Here is a 14,706-nt window from a genome sequence, read left to right as displayed (position 1 = left end):
TTGTCGCAGGAGATATCAAATGACTCAAAGACGTATTCCAGCCGTTTACATGCGTGGCGGCTCCAGCAAGGGTGTGTTCTTTCTCGACAAGGATCTGCCGCCTGCAGGCCAAGAGCGAGATGCCATCCTGCTCCGCGTGATCGGTAGCCCGGATGTGTACGGCAAGCAGATCGACGGGATGGGTGGTGCGACCTCCAGTACCAGCAAGGTGGTGATCATCGGTAAATCCAGTCGCGAAGATTGTGACGTGGATTACCTGTTCGGGGCTCCGGCCATCGAGACGCCAGTGATCGACTGGTCGGGCAACTGCGGCAACCTGAGCTCGGCTGTCGGCCCATACGCCATCTCTGAAGGTCTGGTAGATGCGCCTCGCGATGGCATCGCCGTCGTCCGTATATGGCAGGCCAATATCCAGAAACGCATCATCGCGCATGTGCCTATGCGCAACGGCGAGGTTCTGGAAGAAGGTGATTTCGTGCTCGACGGTGTGGCGTTCCCCGCTGCTGAAGTCGTGCTGGAGTTTCTTAAACCAGGCGGCTCGGGGGGCAGCATCCTGCCGACGGGTAACGCCATCGACGAACTGGATATTCCAGGCATTGGCAATATGCCCGTCACGTTGTTGAACGCTGGTAACCCTACCATCTTCGTTGAAGCTGACCGAGTGGGCCTGAAGGGCACCGAAACTCAGGATCAGGTAAATGGGGACGCTGAGCTGCTGGCACGCTGCGAAACCATCCGTGCCCACTGCACCGTTGCCATGGGACTGGCCGCCACCGCCGAAGAGGCAACTCGTCTGCGTCCGCACACGCCGAAGCTGTGCTTCGTGGCCAAGCCTCAGGCCTATCAGGCGGCAGGCGGCAAGCTCGTTGAACCTGGTGATATCGATGTGATCGCCCGGATCTTGTCGATGGGCAAACTTCACCATGCGATTACGGGTACGGGTGCAGTCGCTGTCGCCGTCGCGGCAGCTCTCGACGGCACGCTGGTGAATCGTATCGTGGGTGACATCGGGGATCGTCAAGTTCGTATGGGGCATACCGCTGGCAGCGTGGCAGTAGGCGCAAAAACTGTGCTGGAGGACGGTGCCTGGAGTGTGGACAAGGCTGTGATGAGCCGCAGTGCTCGCCGTCTGATGGAGGGCTGGGTACGGATTCCTGAAGTCCTCTGATCCAGCCCGTGCTCATGTCGGCTTCCGTCCGGCATGAGCACAACCCTGATCAATAATAAAAACAACAGAGAACCACACCATGAGTTCATCCGAATTCCCGCGTCACTCGATGCTCCGCCGTCAATTCATTCAGCTTTCTGCGCTCGCGGCAGGCGGTGTATTGGCTGGTGGCTTCACCCTCCCGGCACACGCTGCTGCTACCAGTGATAAAAGCAAGATGACCAATAACAAACGGTCGCATACCCCTCGGTTTGCTTATGTTGGATCACGCACAACCAAAGAGCGCAATGCCCGTGGCGTAGGCATTACTGTATACCGTTATGCGCCTGAAACGGGTGCGTGCACATTGGTTCAGACGCTCAATGATCTGGTGAATCCATCGTTTCTGACCTTCGACCACTCGCAGACTCATCTTTACTGCGTACATGGTGATCTCAGCGAGGTGAGCTCGTTCGCCATTGATGCGAAGAGCGGTGAGCTGACCAAGCTCAATACAGTTGGCACCCAAGGCAAGAACCCCGTTCATCTCAGCGTCGATCCTTCCGGTAAGTTCCTGGCTGTTGCGAACTACGCCACTGGCGGTTTTGCGATCTTCCCGATTCAGGATGATGGTAGCCTCGGCGCACTGGCTCATCTGGAGTCGCTGCCTGGCGAGCCTGGGCCGCATAAAGTGGAGCAAAGCAGCTCTCATCCACACATGATTCCTTTCGATCCGTCCGGACGATTCTTGGTCATTCCCGACAAAGGATTGGATGGCGTCTTCGTCTACCGGGTGCAGCAGAACAACGCGAAATATGGCGCCACCCAGGTCAGCATGGTCAAAGCACGCGAAGGCTCGGGCCCGCGCCACGTGGTATTTACGCCGGCAGGGAAGAACGCTTACGTCGTAAACGAACTCGACAGCAGCGTCACCGGGTACGCCTACGATCCTGAGCAAGGCTCGCTAAAGCCTCAGGAAATTGTCTCCACTCTGCCGTCGAACTTCACAGGCAATAGCCGTGCAGCGGCCATCGTGATGGCGCCGTCTGGAAAATACCTCTACGTGTCGAACCGGGGCCATGACAGTGTGACGACTTTCGCGCTGGAAGAGAGTGGGGCATTTGCTGCCAAGGCTCACACTTCGTCTCAAGGGGGTAAGCCTCGCTTCATGAACCTGACTCCGGATGGCACACGTCTGTTTGTCGCCAACGAAGAGACAGACACCATTGTCGGCTTTGATGTTGATCAGGCTTCCGGGGTGCTTACCTCGAACGGTCAGTTGATCAAGACCGGCAGCCCGGTGTGCATGATCTTCAAAACTGTCTGATTAACCGGCCCCCTGGCTTGGAGAGCTCATTTTGATCGAACTCATAAACTCGCCAGGGTTCTGGCTGGCGGTGATGCAAATCATCGCCATCGATATTTTGCTGGGTGGCGACAACGCGGTGGTCATCGCGCTGGCTTGTCGCAAGCTCCCAGAAGCTCAGCGCAATCGCGCCATCATTGGTGGCGCGTTGGGAGCGATCCTTCTCCGGATCGCCATGATCTTCTTCGCTCTGCAATTGCTGGAGCTGCCGTACCTAAAGCTAGTTGGCGCCGTGCTCCTTCTGTGGATCGGGATCAAGCTGATCGTTCCCGAAGGCGAGGACGCTCACGATAACTTGGCTGCGAGCCCCAAGCTTCTGGGGGCAATCAAAACGATCATCGTCGCCGACGCGGTGATGAGCCTGGATAACGTCGTTGCTGTGGCGGGAGCATCCAACGGCCAACTGGAACTCGTGATCTTCGGCATCGTCATCAGCATTCCCATCATCATTTGGGGCAGCAAGTTGGTGCTGCACTTCATGGATCGGTACCCGATAGTCATTACGCTGGGAGCGGCACTGCTGGGCTGGATCGCGGGTAGGATGGCGATCACCGACATTAGCGTGCCGGCAGTGCCGACATGGGCTCATTACGCCGCTGGAGCATTAGGTGCGCTCATGATTTTGATTATCGGAAAAATGATTATCCATTGGAAAGAGGCAGGCGCTAGCCAGTCAGAAGCGGAAAGGAGCGAGCGATCGTGAAATTTGAACTTGCCAACGTGTGTAGGGATTTGGCTCCTCACGGGACACTGCGGGTGGCCATTAACCTTGGCAATCCTGTCTTGGCGAAGCGAGATGAGCAAACTGGAGTTCTTTCCGGAGTGTCAGTTGCGTTGACAAAGGCCCTTGCCGATGAGCTTGGCATCCAAATTTCGATGGCGACGTACGATGCTGCCGGCAAGGTGTTCGCTGCTTTAGAAGAACAGGCTTGGGATCTTGCATTTCTGGCAATCGAGCCAGTTCGGGCCGAGAAAATCGCGTTCTCGAACCCCTACGTTTGTATCGACGGAACCTATCTTGTGAAGACCGATAGCAAATTCCATCGAGCCTCTGCTCTGGATACAGGCGGAAACCGTATCGCCGTAGGAAAGGGTGCCGCCTACGACTTGTTCCTGTCCCGCACACTCAAGAATGCTAACCTCGTCCGAGCGGAAACCTCGTCTGAAGCTGTCCACACCTTCCTGGAGTTGGGCCTGGATGCAGCCGCTGGTGTTCGCCAACCATTGGAGCGTTTCGCCAAGTCGACCACTGGCGTGAGGGTGCTAATGGATAACTTCACAGAAATCCGTCAGGCACTGGCAGTGCCTAAAGGCCGCGATATTGCGGCGGAGTATGTCCAGGGCTTCGTTAACCGCCAATTGCGAAGTGGATTCGTAGCTAAGGCTCTTGGTGACAGCGGCGAGTTCGACGCCCATGTCGCCATGCCCGCTTGAATCCTCATGAAAAAAACCAGATCTGCACTGGCTGAATGAGGCGACAACCTCTCTCATGAGCCTATGCCGTTCTTGGACGTCTCTGCTATGCCCCCCCAGTTGGCAATCTCCGCTACCCGAGGATGAATCTAATTGCTCAGATCAACAACTTGGCTGAACCCCAAGACTGAGCCTTCAATGGTCTATAGAGATCTTTTCCCTGTGATGGAGACAGTGCTTGCGAGCGGCGTTACGCTTCTCGGGGGGCTGCAATATCATAGAGTTGATGGCTACCGTCCCCTGACGCTCGACCTTTACTCCCCGTCGAAGAAAGGGCAGCCTCACCCAAGGCAGTTACCCCTGCTGATCTATATCCACGGAGGAGGTTGGAGGCGTGGTGACAGTCACCGATGCGGTGTTTTCACTGACTTTCCGAGATTATTGGGCGATATTGCGAGCAGAGGTTATGTCGTCGCAGCGGTGAATTACCGACTTAGCTCAGAGGCGAAATGGCCAGCGCAAATCGACGATGTTCGAACTGCTGTCAGTTTTCTGCTGAACCAAGCTGATGCATTCGGTATAGATCCGCAAAGGGTCTACGCTTGGGGCGTATCAGCCGGAGCTCAGTTGGCTGCCTCGCTGGGCAATCCAACTGAATCGGTAAGTAGTCAAGATCAGCATTGTCCGGTCACGGCACGCGTTCATGGCGTAGCGGCTTGGTATGGAGTTTTCGACTTCACCACTCTCGGTGATCAAGCGCTACGGCTGGGAATTGACATTCCAGATGATGCGCCGGAGTGGAGGCTTATAGGGGCGGAGTCTGGCCAGGATCGCACTGCTCGTTTTCGCTCAGCCAGTCCCGCTTTTCACCCCACATCTCGAACTTCGCCGATGCTGATTTTAGCCGGGAAAAAGGATCGGAAGGTTCCATATCTTCAAAGCGTGCAAATGAAGGATGCACTGGATAGTGTGGGTGTGCCAAATTCTTTATATATATATGAGGAAGTAGGGCATAGCTTCATCTGCGAAGATAACCCTGCTGAGACTAATCGAGTCAATCTATTGGCAATCAATCAGACTATTGGTTTTTTCGATGCTTTGGCCTTTTAGTGTCGACTGAGCAGCAGCATTGGTACCCAACATTAACAGCCAGCGCAGGCGTCGCCTGAGCTGGTGTCACTATGTGCAATGCATGGTCAGCATGCTCAATGCTGATGGCCCAACAAACAGCGTCAGTGCGATTGATCAATTACTACGCTATTCCTCGGCACCGGGCTTCTAGTACGCTGTGAGTAAATCAGTCAGACGCTTCTGAGCCTAATGGTGTCGACGTGGGTATTTGCCATACAGGCTTTTTATCATTCTGACTGTCGAAATTACGCCGCGCCTTGCGGAAATCCTCAACGTTTTCGACAACCCACGTCCAGATGGGGGACATGCGGATCAACAGTTCCATACCCAGCGGCGTCAGCTCATACTCGACACGTGGGGGAATTTCACCAAACTCCCGCCGATTCACTAAGCCATCCCGCTCCATGGCGCGCAACGTCTTGGTCAACATCCGCTGAGTCACCCCGGTCATCTGCCGTTTTATTTCGGCATGGCGCATTGTGCCGTACACCCCCAGGGCATGCAGGATGCCTAATGACCAGCGGCTGCCTGCGTGAGCAAGCACTTCCCGTCTGACGCCATCATCGTCTTCTCTAAGCGTTCGGCAGATTGTCTCAGCTTGGCTGAGAGCCTCCTGACTGGACATTTCTTTGTCTGGTATCACCGGTGTGCCTTCTTACAAGCGTTGCCTAATCGTGCAAGCATTTGTTCATCTTACAGGCAACAGGTCTCAGGAGAAATCATGACCGAAGTGACCCAGCTTTCCCCCCAATCCATTCTCGTTCTAGGCGCCGGTGAGCTTGGATTGCCGGTTTTGCGCAACCTGGCGAGGGTAGCGAAGCGTGCGCCAGGTTCCACAATCAGCGTCCTCCTCAGGGACTCGACCATCAACACTCAAATTCCTGAGAAAAAGGTTGAAATCGATGAGCTTCGGGCCCTCGGCATCCAGATGGTAGCCGCAGACCTCGTGAATGACTCGATAGATCAGTTGGCTGAGGTATTCGCACGTTTCGATACCGTAATCGGCTGTGCAGGCATGGTTGCAGGCCGGGAAACCCCAATGAAACTGGCTACCGCTGCCCTCAAGTCCGGTGTGAAGCGATACTTTCCCTGGCAGTTCGGTGTCGACTTCGAGGTGATCGGTCGGGGCAGTCCTCAGGATCTGTTCGATGCTCAGCTTGATGTACGCGAGTTGCTTCGTGCCCAGGATAAAACTGAATGGGTAATCATCTCGACTGGGATGTTCACCAGCTTTCTGTTCGAGCCTGTATTCGAGGTGGTCGATTTCGAAAACGACACAGTGAACGCACTGGGCAGTCTTGAGACTAGCGTGACGCTTACGACTCCAGACGATATCGGCGCCTTGACAGCGGAAATCGTTTTCTTCGAACCCCGCTTTCGTAATGAAATTGTTTATCTGTCGGGAGACACTGTGACGTATGGAGAGGTCGCCAGCCTCCTCGAACGCGTATTGGGTCGCCCTTTCAAACGTAACGTATGGACTGTTCCGTACCTGCTCCAAGAATTGGAAAAAGACCCCACCCATCACATCAAGAAGTACCGTGCTGTGTTTGCTCAGGGCAAAGGTGTGTCATGGCCTAAAGCTGGCACCTTCAATGCGCAGCAGTCGATCCCAGTCACAACCGCTGAGAAGTGGGCCCAGGCAAACCTGACCACCTCATCAGTGTAAGTGGGGTAGCTGGGCTAACGTTTCCGCGCTCGAAATTTACCTGCTACAAGACTCTTCAGTCTGATAGGGCCACCGATAACCGAAGCTACAAAACGGGGTAGGGATACCTGATTTTCCTGAGCACCACTCCCCTAGTTTTCGGTGGTAGGGGAGCGATCCCATAGAAAGCCTACCGTCGAGCGGCTCATCCCAAGCTGCCTGGCGGTTTCGGCTTTCGTCAGCCCAGCATTCTTGCTCTCAAGCACTTGCTGCAGTTTCAGAGGATCGGCTGGGCGCGCGGCGGGGCGCTTCATAATCTCTTTACCGGTCAACTGCTCTGCGATATCGCTCGGACTGATCTTCTCTTCTATCGCCTTCAGTTGGTCTGCTGCTTCTGTCAGCACGGTCGAGGTGGGGACGTTGTCTCGTGTCGCAATGACAAGGGAGAGCAAAGCAACCGGGCTCAGGTTAAGGGCGGCGGCGAGCTCTGTGAACTTGTCGAGGGTAGGGGAGCTGAGCGCATTCTCGATCTTTGCTGCGTAGGTGCGCGAGATGGCATGGCCCAGCCCTTCCTGGGTCAGACCCAAGCTTCCTCGGACTGTCCGTATAACTGCTGCAAGCGCCGGCCTTATCAACGCAGATCCCCTTAAAACTGAGGATGTAGCCACGGCGCGGTGTACAGTTACACAGCATATAGTGTATAAAACCGATCATGCGCGTCGCGGTGGATGCCTTGTGGCGCCCACGTCATGGATGGCTTGTGAGAAGTGTCATTAGCCTGGCACTCCTACAAGCCTGTGCATCCTTGGAAGACAGCGTGGGAGCGGCGTTCAATAAACCGTTAAATCGTCAGTTGCTTACGCCATGTCGTTGCAAATCCTATGGAGGGTGAAGGCTTGAAAGTCAGGATCTACTCAGACCTGCACCGTGAATTTCACCCTTGGAATCCCCCCGAGTGTTCAGGCGTTGACCTGGTGATATTGGCTGGAGACGTAGACAAAAAGACTCGCGGTGTCCAGTGGGCCAATGAGTCGTTCGAATGCAAGGTCGCCTACGTCATGGGTAACCACGAGCTGTACGGCGGTCATCTCGATCGCACGCTGCAGAAGATGCGGGAAGCCGCTGCGGCGCACGTGCATGTTCTGGAAAACCAGATCTTGGAGTTGGCTGGTGTCAGGGTGCTTGGCACGATGAGCTGGACAGATTTCACGAGCACTGGCGACCAGGTTGCCGCTAGCAACATGGCGAGAGAGTGGATGACAGATTTCAAACAGATCAGGACAGATAGTAACTACCGTCGCATCCGTCCAGATGATCTGGTCAGCCGAAATCAGCTGGCCAAGGCGTGGCTGACTGAGCAATTGAATCAACCCTATGAGGGCAAGACGGTTGTCGTGACCCATCATTGCCCGTCCTCGGTTGTGGCCGGAACTCAAAATGAAGGGCATCTCAATGCCGCCTATACCAACGAGTGGGCAAGCCTGATCGAGAAAAGTGACATATGGGTATTCGGCCATACTCACCATGCTGTCGATGTAACACTTGCCGGCTGCCGATTGATTTCAAATCCGCGAGGCTATCCAAATGAGCCTACGGGTTTCGATCCGTTTTTTGAGATTGAGATCTGATGTCGAGTTCAGTATTGAAGTATGAGTTCAGGAGCAAAGAAGGTGGCTCGGCTCCTAATCAAACTATTCCCATCGAGGTTGTACAGGCGCGAAATCTGGATTGGGGTGTGACTGTAGATGCCTACTTGGTCGGGGCGGCCAGGGTAGGAGATCGCTTTGCGGCAAGTGTTTTTCACGATTTGTCGGGCGTTAATCACAATGCCATGACTGTAGTGACTCCCCCTCTGCAGGAGGTTGAGCGCAGGTGCGGATTCAAATTAATGCGAAGTGTAAGTGGTGCGGACTACTTTGTTATTGCCAGTGAACTGAGTGGCTCAATGCCTTAAGTGCAAACTATATGTGCGTGCTTGAGTTCGACAAGCGCTGTTGGCATTCTAACAACTGCAAATGATCAGTTTTGAGAGTGCTTCCTTTTCTGCCAAAAATACGGTGGGGTAGGTGGCCTGTGTTCAAGTGAATTAAGGACGTTCCATGTCTGACCTCAAGAAAATTAAAGTAGTAGTGAAGAACTATGATATGCAGGGCTCGGGTGACCTGGATGCACTGTATGGCCGGGTTAGGCTTGAGGATGAACAAGGTCAGACGTTTTACTTCAAACAGGTAGTAATGCCGAAATACTTGAGGCAACATGGCGCGATGGCAATGAATGTGCCGCGCACATGGTTTTACAAGCATGTTTCCAAGAAATCAATTGTGGTTATCGCATTTGAGAATGCTAGCGGAAAGGTTGAATATGACCTTAGTGATCTGCAGTTGATCGCCAGGTCAACAGTTATGAAAGGTATTTTAATGACGATTGCGGCGATCCCAATGGGCGTTATCGCTGCGACGGCGACTTATGGGCTAGGGCTGATACTCATTCCTATGGGGTTCTGGTATGGATATCGGAATACGTTCAAGCTGCCAGCGATGCTTAGCCGAAAAAGAATTCTCCGTGACTTGTCTGTCTATGGTATCGAGGTTCGATAAGCCATTGTTCGATGAGATGAACTCTGTTAGCATGCCCCGTATATGGAGCCACTCTGCGCTCTAGACCTTGTAGGAATAGAGCTCCGTAGCGCCTGAGTCTCTCAGGCGCTCTTGTTTCCAAAGCTAGGATTTATCGCTGAGGAGTCTTTGGAGCTCCTCGCGAAGCACGGGGTCTTTATTTTCGATTAGATCGTCAGGAATGCAGGCGGATAGAGTTAGTCTGCCATTCTCAGATTTACCGTAGTACAGCGAGCTTAAAATCCCACCAAAACGAGCAAGTGGCGCGTCTCTGGTAATGATACCATAAGAGCGGGTAGGGTCTTTTTTCTGAAGATTTAAGAAGACTTCCATGATGGTGATGTCTAGGCAAGCGTTATATGCTGATTTTTCTGGATAGGGGTGCGTGATTTTTAAAACACCTAGGCCCGGCGAGTTTTTCGGTGGGGCAGAAACTCCAATCAGTGCTAAAAGCGTAACCACATCTATTTGTAAGTTGTATTTGGTAGCTATCCCCGCAATGCGCCTCCAGCGCTCGATCACTTTATCTGTGGCGAAGCAGGCTTTCACGTGAGGCGCAACCTCAATGAGGAATGCCATGCGGTTTTCTATTAATGGTCTCACGTGCGATAAGATCCGCCACGCGTAATCCTCGACAGGTATTTCATGTTGCGTAATAGGAACGCCGGGAGCAGAAACTTCAAGTTTCTGCCTGGCCTCTTGGGCTTGGCTTGAAATTTCTTGCTTAGTAGGAAACTGCTGCCTGTTTGCTTCCATTGCGTACGGAAGTATATCAAGGCTCATGTTGAAGTGTTTTAAATCGTCAAACCATCCAGCAAGGCTTTCTTTCTTGGCCAAATCGTTATCAAAGTAATTGCCTAGTCTGCTTATGAAGTTCCGGTCTGCAAACATAAGCCGCTTGATCATCCCGAAACCAGGCGGTAACCAGCCCCCTTTTACCAAGCAATATGACTGAAGAAGGTCAGGGATCCGTGTTTTTACCGTAATGCTTGTAATAGAGTCATCTTCCAAGACTTCAATGTCTGTGAAGTTTACTTCTATGGATTGGTTATCTCTGAAGTTGTTTAGGTCGGCAAGGTTTAGTGGCTCTATCGTCCAGCGAGTAAGCGTGACAGTACCATGGTCACTGGTATTTATTCGAAGGTTTCCATTATCCAAAACACTCATCTCGCCAATAGGCATGATTCATCCTTAGTTTGCACGGCTATAATGTTTTTTGTCAAAACATGTTACGACGCCAATCCATGCCTCAATCAGAGCACGATGAATCAATACCACAGAGGCTGGCGTGTTTTCTACCTGAAAGGTCACCCATTCCCACCCGGCGAAATGAGCCTTGAGGCCGCTAGCCGCTCCAACTCAGCAGCTCTAGCAGGACGTGCACGCGTGGATGAAACCGTTCAGGCAATCACCCTGATGGTTGAAAACGTCGGGGATGCGTCGCAAGAGGTGCGGGGACTTGCCGTCATGGCAACCGACATCAGTAAGGTGTTGGATGTAATACGCGCGATTGCAGAGCAAACCAACCTGCTCGCCCTGAATGCTGCTATCTAGGCGGCGAGGGCAGGTGAAGCGGGTCGGGGGTTTGCGGTTGTGGCAGATGAGGTGAGGGCTTTGGCGCATCGGACGCAGCAATCCACCAGCGAGATCGAGCAGATGATCAGCACGATTCAGAAGGGCACCGAAGCTGCCGTCTCGGCAATGAATCAGACAAACACCCAAGCCCAAAGAACCCTGGATACCGCCCAGGGTGCTGACACGGCGCTGGTCGAAATCACCGCTTCCATCCACGACATCACCGAGCGCAGTGTCCTGATTGCAACCGCTTCGGAAGAGCAGGCGCAGGTTGCCAGGGAAGTGGATCAAAGCTTGGTGAGTATCCGAGACCTCTTACACCAAGCGTCAGAGGGCTCCAGCCAAACAGCGATCGCGACCTCTGAGCTCACCGGGCTTGCAGTCGAGCTCAATCGGCTCGTGAAGCAGTTCAACATCTAACACCAGTTCGCAATGTGGAAGGCACGTACCACCGGAACGCTGAAGCGACCAGGTGCATGCAGTCCGGCTTCCTGTTTCACCTTGCAGGGTTGATCAAAGCTGAGCGCATCAAAGCACGATCCTGCAGGGTTTTTCTTCGTAGCACCGAGACACTCAGCAGCGCGGGGGTGAGAGCGCCAAATACCTCGGTTCCCCTGTCAGACCGGCGCCTCATCGCTCCTGAGCGCATTCAGAACCACCTTGAAAGCGGCGGTCTGCTGCCGACCTTTTGGGTAATAAACGTGCAGACCAGGAAAGGTTTCCGACCACTCCCTCAGTACCTCTTCAAGCGCGCCACTCTCGATGTGTTCATGAACGTGCGCATCGGCAAGCTGCGCTAGTCCCACCCCAGCCAAACAAGCTTCAAGGATCTGAACTGAACTATTCATGATCAGAGGCCCTTGTACCCTGACCCGAAATTCACGGCCTTCGCTGGTGAATTCCCAAGGGTAGAGTCCGCCATGCGTAGGCAACCGCAAATTGATACACCGGTGGGTCATCAAATCTTCTGGTCGTTCGGGCACACCATAACGCTTGAGGTAGGCAGGTGAGGCCACGGTTACCATGCGCAGAGGCGGCCCGATGGGCATCGCCACCATGTCGGTATCAATGGTGTCCCCCAGTCGCACGCCTACATCGAATCGTTCGGCGACAATGTCCGTCAACCCATAGTCCGTGATCAACTCGATCGTCACGTCTGGGAATGCTTCGATCACCGGTCGCAGCTTCGGCCAAATAACGTAGCGTGCTGTGACCTCATCAGCGGTGATGCGCACCGTGCCCGACGGATGATCCCCCAGCTCCGTCAGCGTGCCCAAGTGGCCATCGATCTGATCCAGCAATGGAGCAATATCCCGTAGAAGACGCTCGCCCGCTTCCGTGCGAGTAACGCTGCGGGTGGTACGCGTGAGCAGACGTACGCCTAGCCCTTCCTCAAGGCCCTTGATGGTTTGGCTCACAGCCGAAGGCGAAACCCCCAGGCGCGCAGCTGCACGAGTGAAATTGGTTTCCTGGGCGACTGCCACAAACACCGCCAAATCCCTAAGATTGTCTCCCTTCATTATTAAGCTCAGCTTCAAACCGAATTATTGATTTTACCGATTATCGAATTAAAGCGCGCTTGTTAAATTGGTTTCAACGACAATTTTGATGAGAGGTAAAACGCAATGATTGAAACCAACAACTCCAATGCCGACATGGTGGTCTTCCGTGCCGGTTCGAGCAAAGCGATTCCAGGGCCCGCTGATTGGTTCACGGGGCGCGTGCGCATTGATCGCATCTTTACAGCGCCCGCACCTGCTCGCATCGGCATAGCGGTTGTGAACTTCGAACCAGGCGCCCGTACCAACTGGCACACCCACCCGCTGGGCCAGGCAATGCTGGTCACCGATGGCGTGGGTTGGACTCAGTGCGAGAATGGGCCGAAGACCGAGATCCGAGCGGGCGACCTGATCTGGTGCAACTGCGGTCGTCGCCACTGGCATGGAGCGACCGACACCACCGGGATGCAACACGTTGCTGTCAACGAATTCCTGGATGGGAAGCCGGTGGACTGGCTTGAGCCTGTGACCGACGAGACCTACCTGGCCGGGCCGGTCAAGAAGGACTGAGTCTCTTATCCACCCCTGCACACCACGACTGTTGATCAACGGGCAGCCAGGGTTCCCCGAGCCCAGATCGCGAAGATAAATTTGTGCATCTGGGCGCGCTTGTTCCGAGCTAAGCGATGGGGCGGGACACCTTCAATACGTATTCGGCAAACTCATCGAGGTCGGCGAAATCTTTACCCCCATTACGGTTCAGCAGAAATCCCCGAATGCCCACGGCCATAGGGCCGTCACGGTCACACTTTTCGGAATCGCCAATCATCAGCACAGCGTTTTCTTCACAGGCATCGCTGGTCTCTGCCCCCATGAGTTCGCAAGTAGCTCGATACAGGAATGGCTGGGGCTTCAGGGCTCCAACAGCGAAGCTGAAGCCATAGGCATCCATGGTTGGGTACAGACGCCGGACAGGCGCTGCGTATGGGGCTGCCGAATTGGACGCGATGGCAATCTTGATGCCCTCAGCCTGCAATCGCTCGACGGCTCGAATCCCATCGTCGAAGGCTTCGATACCGTCCAGCTCTGCTTCCAGGGCACCTTGAATCTCGGCCATGCGATCTGCAGGGATCTTGATCCCGAAGTGCTCTGCCGCATCGCTCAGGCTCAGAGCACGAGCCATGATGTGGTGAAGGTCATCTGGTCGCGGCCTGCGACCCTGGCGGATGCCCTCCTTGAGAATCTGACGGTAGGGGTGGGTAGCTTTGGGGATGCGGACAAGCGTGCCGAAGGCATCGAAGAGGACAAATTTGACGGACATTTGAGCGCCTTGATCAACGAGGGCGACTGCCCGTGCGGTCAGAAATGATACCGTGTATCCGGGCCTACTGGGCTTATCTGAGCCGCATCGTAAAAAGGTTAGCTCCGAGTTCGTTTCACCGATCCCACCGTACCTGGAAGCCTCTCAAAAAATGGAAAAGTGCTTATTCTGCGATGTCGACCTGAACCCTGGTAGCGATGAACACATCTTTCTGTCCGCTCTGGGGGGCCGTCTGATCACCCCTCGCGCCACCTGCACGAAATGCAACAATGCTTTTGCAGGCCAAGAGACTGGCAAGATTGATGACGCCCTGGCTGATGCCTTTGAGCATGTCCGAAATGGTCTCCAAATCTGGACAGGTCGGAAAAAACCTCCGCCCACGATCGCGAATGCAGGTGTGTTGGAAGAGGGCGCATCGTTCGATCTAGCCCCTGGGTTCATACCCTTCATCAGGCCACCTAAGGTGCCGAGCGACCTCCAGGTTGGGAGTGTCTTGAACCTGAGTGTCCCGAATGAAGCCGAGGCCAAGCGGGTACAATCAATCCTGAACAAGCGCAAGCTGCAGGCGGATTTCTCGAACGCGATGATGATTGAGCGGAAAGTGCCGCCAATCAAGTTGGGCTCGAAGTTTGATGGCATAAAGGTGTGGAAATGCATCGCAAAGTCGGCTGTTGCAGGCTTTGTGCTGCTGTACGGTAATGAGCGGGCCCGCGCAGTCATAGATCCTGATGTGAGAGAAGCGATCATCTGTGGCGAGCCGGCCATCAACGAGTTCTGCGGGTGGGATTTCGTCAACCCGTGGCCAACCATCTCGAAGATCGAGCCCCACCATAAGTGCATTGGCGCAGAGCTCTCGGGATTTGAGCATTCCCTTCCGAGGTTTAGCCATCAATCCTCGATCAATGAGCCCTGCTCGGTTCGTGATCGAGGGGATAGCACCCTCTAGCTACCTCCCGAGGACACCGGAATCGTTCAGGACGGAACACTCACG

General features: G+C 54.3%; 15 protein-coding genes and 1 pseudogene. 11 read left to right on the top strand and 5 right to left on the bottom strand.

The window, feature by feature from the left end; translation table 11 throughout:
* The first annotated feature begins 19 nt into the window (after nt 1–19).
* The 5 genes from prpF to LVD08_RS07155 all read left to right on the top strand — a co-directional run bounded on the left by prpF (nt 20) and on the right by LVD08_RS07155 (nt 5,036).
* Entirely contained in the window at nt 20–1,168 is a 1,149-nt protein-coding gene (gene prpF, locus LVD08_RS07175) for a 2-methylaconitate cis-trans isomerase PrpF (protein ID WP_019094145.1), read from the top strand.
* A 79-nt stretch (nt 1,169–1,247) separates the two neighbouring features.
* Nucleotides 1,248–2,474 carry a lactonase family protein gene (locus LVD08_RS07170; RefSeq protein ID WP_247267804.1) on the top strand — a complete coding sequence of 409 codons (1,227 nt, stop codon included), beginning with the start codon at nt 1,248–1,250 and terminating at the stop codon, nt 2,472–2,474.
* A 31-nt stretch (nt 2,475–2,505) separates the two neighbouring features.
* A complete protein-coding gene (locus tag LVD08_RS07165; protein ID WP_019094148.1) occupies nt 2,506–3,216 on the top strand; it encodes a TerC family protein in 711 nt (236 codons plus the stop codon).
* The gene (locus tag LVD08_RS07160) at nt 3,213–3,947 is read left to right on the top strand and encodes a transporter substrate-binding domain-containing protein (protein ID WP_019094149.1); all 735 of its coding nucleotides are present in this window, start codon (nt 3,213–3,215) and stop codon (nt 3,945–3,947) included. Before LVD08_RS07165 ends, LVD08_RS07160 begins: the two co-directional genes overlap by 4 nt.
* A 177-nt stretch (nt 3,948–4,124) precedes the next feature.
* On the top strand, nt 4,125–5,036 hold the full coding sequence (locus LVD08_RS07155) for an alpha/beta hydrolase (protein ID WP_080591066.1): 912 nt from the start codon (nt 4,125–4,127) through the stop codon (nt 5,034–5,036).
* 187 nt (nt 5,037–5,223) lie between these two features.
* Here LVD08_RS07155 and LVD08_RS07150 read toward each other — a convergent pair whose 3' ends face one another.
* Complete coding sequence (locus LVD08_RS07150; RefSeq protein ID WP_019095799.1) at nt 5,224–5,682, bottom strand: winged helix-turn-helix transcriptional regulator; 459 nt, start codon at nt 5,680–5,682, stop codon at nt 5,224–5,226.
* A 96-nt stretch (nt 5,683–5,778) separates the two neighbouring features.
* On the opposite strand from LVD08_RS07150, the gene LVD08_RS07145 reads away from it, so the two are divergent.
* Nucleotides 5,779–6,726, top strand: a complete 948-nt coding sequence (locus LVD08_RS07145) for an aromatic alcohol reductase (protein ID WP_019094704.1) — start codon at nt 5,779–5,781, stop codon at nt 6,724–6,726.
* Between the two features lie 131 nt (nt 6,727–6,857).
* Here LVD08_RS07145 and LVD08_RS07140 read toward each other — a convergent pair whose 3' ends face one another.
* Nucleotides 6,858–7,313: a helix-turn-helix domain-containing protein gene (locus tag LVD08_RS07140; RefSeq protein WP_080591072.1), complete on the bottom strand. Its 456-nt coding sequence runs from the start codon at nt 7,311–7,313 to the stop codon at nt 6,858–6,860.
* A gap of 288 nt (nt 7,314–7,601) precedes the next feature.
* On the opposite strand from LVD08_RS07140, the gene LVD08_RS07135 reads away from it, so the two are divergent.
* Together LVD08_RS07135 and LVD08_RS07125 are read left to right on the top strand one after the other, a co-directional pair.
* The gene (locus LVD08_RS07135; protein ID WP_019095800.1) at nt 7,602–8,333 is read left to right on the top strand and encodes a metallophosphoesterase family protein; all 732 of its coding nucleotides are present in this window, start codon (nt 7,602–7,604) and stop codon (nt 8,331–8,333) included.
* Nucleotides 8,334–8,804: 471 nt separating this feature from the next.
* Nucleotides 8,805–9,302 (top strand): hypothetical protein, encoded by a 498-nt coding sequence (locus tag LVD08_RS07125; protein ID WP_019094616.1) that lies wholly within the window; start codon nt 8,805–8,807, stop codon nt 9,300–9,302.
* A gap of 123 nt (nt 9,303–9,425) precedes the next feature.
* Here LVD08_RS07125 and LVD08_RS07120 read toward each other — a convergent pair whose 3' ends face one another.
* Nucleotides 9,426–10,502, bottom strand: a complete 1,077-nt coding sequence (locus LVD08_RS07120) for a hypothetical protein (RefSeq protein ID WP_019095801.1) — start codon at nt 10,500–10,502, stop codon at nt 9,426–9,428.
* A 171-nt stretch (nt 10,503–10,673) separates the two neighbouring features.
* Between LVD08_RS07120 and LVD08_RS07115 the strand changes: the two are divergent.
* A pseudogene (locus LVD08_RS07115) lies at nt 10,674–11,315 on the top strand (methyl-accepting chemotaxis protein); the annotation flags it as partial.
* Between the two features lie 197 nt (nt 11,316–11,512).
* Here the strand turns inward: LVD08_RS07115 and LVD08_RS07110 are convergent.
* Nucleotides 11,513–12,415, bottom strand: a complete 903-nt coding sequence (locus LVD08_RS07110) for a LysR family transcriptional regulator (protein WP_019095802.1) — start codon at nt 12,413–12,415, stop codon at nt 11,513–11,515.
* A gap of 105 nt (nt 12,416–12,520) precedes the next feature.
* On the opposite strand from LVD08_RS07110, the gene LVD08_RS07105 reads away from it, so the two are divergent.
* Nucleotides 12,521–12,964 (top strand): (R)-mandelonitrile lyase, encoded by a 444-nt coding sequence (locus tag LVD08_RS07105; protein ID WP_019093162.1) that lies wholly within the window; start codon nt 12,521–12,523, stop codon nt 12,962–12,964.
* A gap of 109 nt (nt 12,965–13,073) precedes the next feature.
* Here the strand turns inward: LVD08_RS07105 and LVD08_RS07100 are convergent, their stop codons facing one another.
* Nucleotides 13,074–13,715, bottom strand: a complete 642-nt coding sequence (locus LVD08_RS07100; protein ID WP_019093163.1) for an HAD family hydrolase — start codon at nt 13,713–13,715, stop codon at nt 13,074–13,076.
* 52 nt (nt 13,716–13,767) lie between these two features.
* On the opposite strand from LVD08_RS07100, the gene LVD08_RS07095 reads away from it, so the two are divergent.
* Nucleotides 13,768–14,661 carry an HNH endonuclease gene (locus LVD08_RS07095; RefSeq protein ID WP_247267803.1) on the top strand — a complete coding sequence of 298 codons (894 nt, stop codon included), beginning with the start codon at nt 13,768–13,770 and terminating at the stop codon, nt 14,659–14,661.
* Nucleotides 14,662–14,706 lie beyond the last annotated feature (45 nt).

Source organism: Pseudomonas sp. YL2, assembly GCF_023063025.1.
In the GTDB taxonomy this organism is placed as follows: domain Bacteria; phylum Pseudomonadota; class Gammaproteobacteria; order Pseudomonadales; family Pseudomonadaceae; genus Aquipseudomonas; species Aquipseudomonas putida_A.
This window is presented reverse-complemented; position numbering and strand designations above follow the sequence as displayed.